This is a genomic window from Streptomyces sp. NPDC059851 (assembly GCF_042732005.1).
Classification (GTDB): domain Bacteria; phylum Actinomycetota; class Actinomycetes; order Streptomycetales; family Streptomycetaceae; genus Streptomyces.
This window is the reverse complement of the sequence record NZ_JBHWJJ010000257.1, coordinates 1-4,735: the sequence shown is the minus strand read 5'-3', so window position 1 is coordinate 4,735 and position 4,735 is coordinate 1. Positions and strand designations below refer to the sequence as shown.

Genomic DNA, 4,735 nt, shown 5'->3' with positions numbered 1-4,735 from the left:
GTACGGGTCGAGGGCGGCGCCCTCATGAGCCACCTCGACCAGGCCACCCGGCCCCACGGCCCGCTCCCCTCACGACTGTCGGGCGGTCAGGCGGAGGCCCCCGCCGAGCGGCGCGCCCGCACTTCCCGGATCCACGCCACCACCAGCACCGCGGCCGCCGCACCCGAGGACCACAGCAGCTGCGGCCGGGCCCCGTCGTCGAACAGCATCAGCACCAGCACCGCCGCCATCGCGACCAGCGCCACCCACGTCAGGTACGGGAAGCACCACATCCGCAGCGTCAGCCGCTCCGGCATGTCCCGCTCCAGCTCCCGGCGCAGCCGCAGCTGCGACACCGCGATCAGCGCCCACACGAACAGCAGCACCGCGCCGACCGCGTTGAGCATGTAGAGGAAGACCGTGTCCGGCCACAGCAGGTTCAGCACCACCGAGACGAACCCGAAGGCCACCGAGGCGAACACGGCCCGGCGGGGCACCCCGCCCGGCGACACCTTCAGCAGCCCCGCCGGCGCCTCGCCGCGCTCGGCCAGCGAGAAGATCATGCGGGAGGATCCGTACAGGTTGGCGTTGAGCGCCGACAGCAGCGCCACGAACACCACGATGTTCATGATCTGGCCGGCCGCGGGGATGCCGATGGAGTCCAGGACGGCCACGTACGGGCTCTCGCCCGGCTCCAGCGAGTCCCACGGCAGCAGCGTGACGATGACCAGCATGGACCCGACGTAGAAGAAGAGGATGCGCCACACGGCGCTGCGCACGGCGCGGGCCACCGAGCGCGCCGGGTCATCGGACTCGGCGGCGGCGATGGTGACGACCTCCAGGCCGCCGAAGGCGAAGATGACGGCCAGCATGCCGGCGATCACACCGCCGGGGCCCGCCGGGAAGAAGCCGCCGTTGCCCGTCAGGTTGGTCAGGCCGACCGGATCGGTGTCGGGCAGGACCCCGAAGACCGCCAGGGTGCCCAGGACCAGGAACAGGACGATCGCGCCGACCTTCAGCGCGGCGAACCAGAACTCGAACTCGCCGAAGTTCTTCACCGCGGCCAGGTTGCTGACGGTGAAGACCACCATGAAGAGCAGCACCCAGAGCCACTGGTCGACGGCCGGCACCCAGCCGTGCGCGATCTTCGCCGCGCCGGTGGCCTCCACGGCCAGCACCACGACCAGCAGGAACCAGTACAGCCAGCCCGCCGAGAAGCCCGCCCAACGGCCCAGGGCCCGCTCCGCGTACACGGAGAACGATCCGGAGGCGGGCAGCGCGGCGGACATCTCGCCCAGCGCCCGCATCACCAGCATGGCCAGGGCGCCGGCCAGCAGGTAGGAACAGATGATCGCGGGGCCGGCGATGCCGATGCCCGCGCCGGAGCCGACGAACAGTCCGGCACCGATCACGCCGCCGAGGCCCAGCATGGTCAGGTGGCGCTGCTTGAGGCCGTGGCTCAGGGGTTCAGCGGGCAGCTCGGTTCCGCCCGGAGGGGTATCGGTCTGGGGGTCGCGCATGAGGGGAGGCTCGTACTCTCGTGCTCGCAGCGGCGGTGGGCTCCGCAGTAGTTGGCGGGACCCTACAGTCTCACCGGAGGGTGCCCTTCCGCGCAAAAAGGATTGATTGACGGATCTGACTCGTGATGAGCATCACGACGCCTCAGGTGTGAACCGAGGGCTTTGTGCACTTCCGACCAAAGGGGACAGCAGGGCTTTGTCCCGGGCGGCGGTGGGACGGTGCGACCCCGCGCACTAGCGTCGGTGATCGTCCCGTCACCCCTCGTACCGCGGAGCCCTTCTGATGAGCACTGCTTCTGCTTCCGTCTCCGTCCGCCCCGGCACCGTCCTGGCCGACCTGCTGCCCGCGAGCCGCGCCCGCGACATCGCGCTCGTCGTCGGCGGAGCCGCCCTGACCGGCCTGGCCGCGCAGATAGCCGTGCCCGTCCCCGGCTCCCCGGTCCCGGTCACCGGCCAGACCTTCGCGGCGCTGCTCGCCGGCACCGCCCTCGGCGCCCGCCGCGGCTTCCTCTCGCTCGGCCTGTACGCGGTGCTCGGCTCGGTCGGCCTGCCGTGGTTCGCGAACGGCACCTCCGGTGCGGGCGGTGCCTCCTTCGGCTACGTCCTCGGCATGCTGCTGGCCGCCACCGTCGTGGGCGCCCTGGCCCGCCGCGGCGCCGACCGCTCGGTGCTGCGCACCGCGGGGGCGATGGTGCTCGGCTCCGCCCTGATCTACGCGGTGGGCGTGCCGTACCTGGCGCTGGCCACCGGGATGTCCTTCGGCGCGGCCGTCGCGGCGGGCATGACCCCGTTCCTGATCGGAGACGCCCTCAAGGCGCTGCTGGCCATGGGCCTGCTGCCGGCCGCCTGGAAGCTGGCCGGGCGCTCGTAGCGGCGAACGGCCCCGCAGCGGGCGGCCCCGAAGAAGAGCAGCCCCGGACCGCGGTGCGCGGTCCGGGGCTGCTGCCGTGTGCGGCCCTCGCGGGTCAGGCCTGGACGGCGGCCTTGCGGCGGCGGACGTCGCGCACCACGCCGATCGCGATCACGATCGCGGCGACGAGCAGGGAGAGCACCACGGTCTCGCGGTTGCCCTCGTCGTAGAGCATGTAGCCCAGGACGAAGACGATCATCGCGGCGGTGGCCCAGGTGAGGTACGGGAAGAGCCACATCTTCACCGTCAGCTTCTCCGGGGCCTCGGCGACCAGGATCTTGCGCATGCGCAGCTGGGTCAGGCAGATGACCAGCCAGACGAAGAGCGCGATCGCACCGGAGGAGTTCAGCAGGAAGCTGAAGACGGTGTCCGGGTTGGTGTAGTTGAAGACGACGGCGACGAAGCCGAAGACCGTGGAACCCAGGATGGCCGCGATCGGCACGCCCTTGCCGTTGACCTTGGCGAAGGCCTTCGGGGCGTCACCGCGCTCGCCCAGCGAGAACGCCATGCGGGAGGCGGTGTAGAGGCCCGAGTTCAGGCAGGACAGCACGGCGGTCAGGACGATCACGTTCATGATCTGGCCGGCGGCCGGGATGCCGATGGAGTCGAGGGCGGCGACGTACGAGCCCTTCTCCACGATCGACTCGTCGTTCCACGGCAGCAGGGTGAGGACGACGAAGATCGAACCCAGGTAGAAGACGGCGATGCGCCAGATGACCGAGTTGGTGGCCTTGGTGACGGCGCGGCGCGGGTCCTCGGACTCGCCGGCGGCCAGGGTGACGATCTCGCTGCCCATGAAGGAGAAGACGACCATCAGCACACCGGTGAGGACGGAGCCCCAGCCGTTCGGCATGAAGCCGCCGGTGTCGGTGAGGTGCGCGAAGCCCGCACCCGGGTTGTCGGAGCCCGGCAGGACGCCGAAGACGGCCAGCAGGCCGATGCCGACGAAGGCGGCGATGGCGACGACCTTGATGCCGGCGAACCAGAACTCGAACTCGCCGTAGGAGGCGACCGAGCCGAGGTTGGTGATGGTCAGGACGGCCATCACGATCAGGGCCCAGGCCCACTGCGGGACGGCGGGGACCCAGCTTTCGAGGATCACGGCGCCGGCGGTGGCCTCGACGGCCAGGACGACGACCCAGAAGAACCAGTAGAGCCAGCCGATGGAGAAGCCGGCCCAGCGGCCCAGCGCGCGGTCGGCGTAGGCGGAGAAGGAGCCCGAGTTCGGGCTGGCGGCGGCCATCTCGCCGAGCATCCGCATGACGAAGACGACCATGGCGCCGACGAGCATGTAGGAGAGCAGGATGGCGGGGCCGGCCTTGGCGATACCGCCGCCGGAGCCGACGAACAGTCCGGCGCCGATGACACCGCCAATGGCGATCATGGACAGGTGGCGGTTCTTGAGACCGGCCTTGAGACCGTCATTGGGCGTGGCGCCACCGGGGTTACCGGCGGAGTCGCCTGCCTTCTGAAGGGTCGTCGTGGTGCTCATGGACGAATCCTTAGGTTCTCGGGTTGCGAGTCCCGGCATTCAAACCCGAGATGAACGGACGCGGAAGACCCGCATCCGGATCGTGACGAAGGACGAAGGTCCCGGACCTTGGTCCCACCGTGTCTCATCTGCGTTCTTTGGGTTTACTTGAGCTTTAGACGTGACTTACGCGACACCCCGGGGCAGGTCGGCGGGCCCGCTCGTGACACACTCGTCCCATGCGCGTCTACCTCGGATCCGACCATGCCGGCTTTGAGCTGAAGAACCACCTCGTGGACTGGCTCAAGAACAACGGCCACGAGCCCGTCGACTGCGGGCCCCACATCTACGACGCCGTCGACGACTACCCGCCGTTCTGCCTGCGCGCCGCGGAGAAGACCGCCGCCGACGAGGGCAGCCTCGGCGTCGTCATCGGCGGCTCCGGCAACGGCGAGCAGATCGCCGCCAACAAGGTCAAGGGCGTCCGCGCCATCCTGGCCTGGAGCGTCGAGACCGCGAAGCTCGGCCGCGAGCACAACAACGCCAACGTGATCTCGGTCGGCGGCCGGATGCACACCCAGGACGAGGCCACCTCCTTCATCGAGGCCTTCCTGGCGACCCCGTACTCCGGCGAGGAGCGCCACACCCGCCGCATCGACATGCTCTCCACGTACGAGCAGACCGGCGAGCTGCCCCCGATCCCGGCCCACCACCCGCAGGACCAGTAGGACGCCCCGTGCCGCCGGACCCCCCCGGTCCGGCGGCCCAGCCGTTCCCCCCCCCCGGCGGCCCCGCCCCCCCCCCCCGCCCGGCGGGTGTATAAAAAAAACGCGCCCCCCCAGCCCGCCAAAAAAG

At 70.3% G+C, this 4,735-nt stretch carries 4 protein-coding genes; 2 read left to right on the top strand and 2 right to left on the bottom strand.

The genetic code is table 11. The features are described from left to right. Nucleotides 1-86: 86 nt before the first annotated feature. Entirely contained in the window at nucleotides 87-1,499 is a 1,413-nt protein-coding gene (locus ACFV7Q_RS38345) for an amino acid permease (protein WP_385435582.1), read from the bottom strand. Nucleotides 1,500-1,782: 283 nt separating this feature from the next. Here ACFV7Q_RS38345 and ACFV7Q_RS38340 point away from each other — a divergent pair, with 283 nt between their 5' ends. After that, complete coding sequence (locus ACFV7Q_RS38340) at nucleotides 1,783-2,370, top strand: biotin transporter BioY (RefSeq protein WP_385435581.1); 588 nt, start codon at nucleotides 1,783-1,785, stop codon at nucleotides 2,368-2,370. A 94-nt stretch (nucleotides 2,371-2,464) separates the two neighbouring features. Here the strand turns inward: ACFV7Q_RS38340 and ACFV7Q_RS38335 are convergent, their stop codons facing one another. Beyond that, nucleotides 2,465-3,901, bottom strand: a complete 1,437-nt coding sequence (locus ACFV7Q_RS38335; protein WP_385435580.1) for an amino acid permease — start codon at nucleotides 3,899-3,901, stop codon at nucleotides 2,465-2,467. A 218-nt stretch (nucleotides 3,902-4,119) separates the two neighbouring features. On the opposite strand from ACFV7Q_RS38335, the gene ACFV7Q_RS38330 reads away from it, so the two are divergent. Continuing rightward, a complete protein-coding gene (locus ACFV7Q_RS38330; protein ID WP_385435579.1) occupies nucleotides 4,120-4,608 on the top strand; it encodes a ribose-5-phosphate isomerase in 489 nt (162 codons plus the stop codon). Nucleotides 4,609-4,735: the final 127 nt, after the last annotated feature.

What these genes read in the sequence shown, in the direction of transcription:
- ACFV7Q_RS38345 (WP_385435582.1), bottom strand. Translation starts at nt 1,499, where the DNA reads ATGCGCGACCCCCAGACCGATACCCCTCCGGGCGGAACCGAGCTGCCC.
- ACFV7Q_RS38340 (WP_385435581.1), top strand. Translation starts at nt 1,783, where the DNA reads ATGAGCACTGCTTCTGCTTCCGTCTCCGTCCGCCCCGGCACCGTCCTG.
- ACFV7Q_RS38335 (WP_385435580.1), bottom strand. Translation starts at nt 3,901, where the DNA reads ATGAGCACCACGACGACCCTTCAGAAGGCAGGCGACTCCGCCGGTAAC.
- ACFV7Q_RS38330 (WP_385435579.1), top strand. Translation starts at nt 4,120, where the DNA reads ATGCGCGTCTACCTCGGATCCGACCATGCCGGCTTTGAGCTGAAGAAC.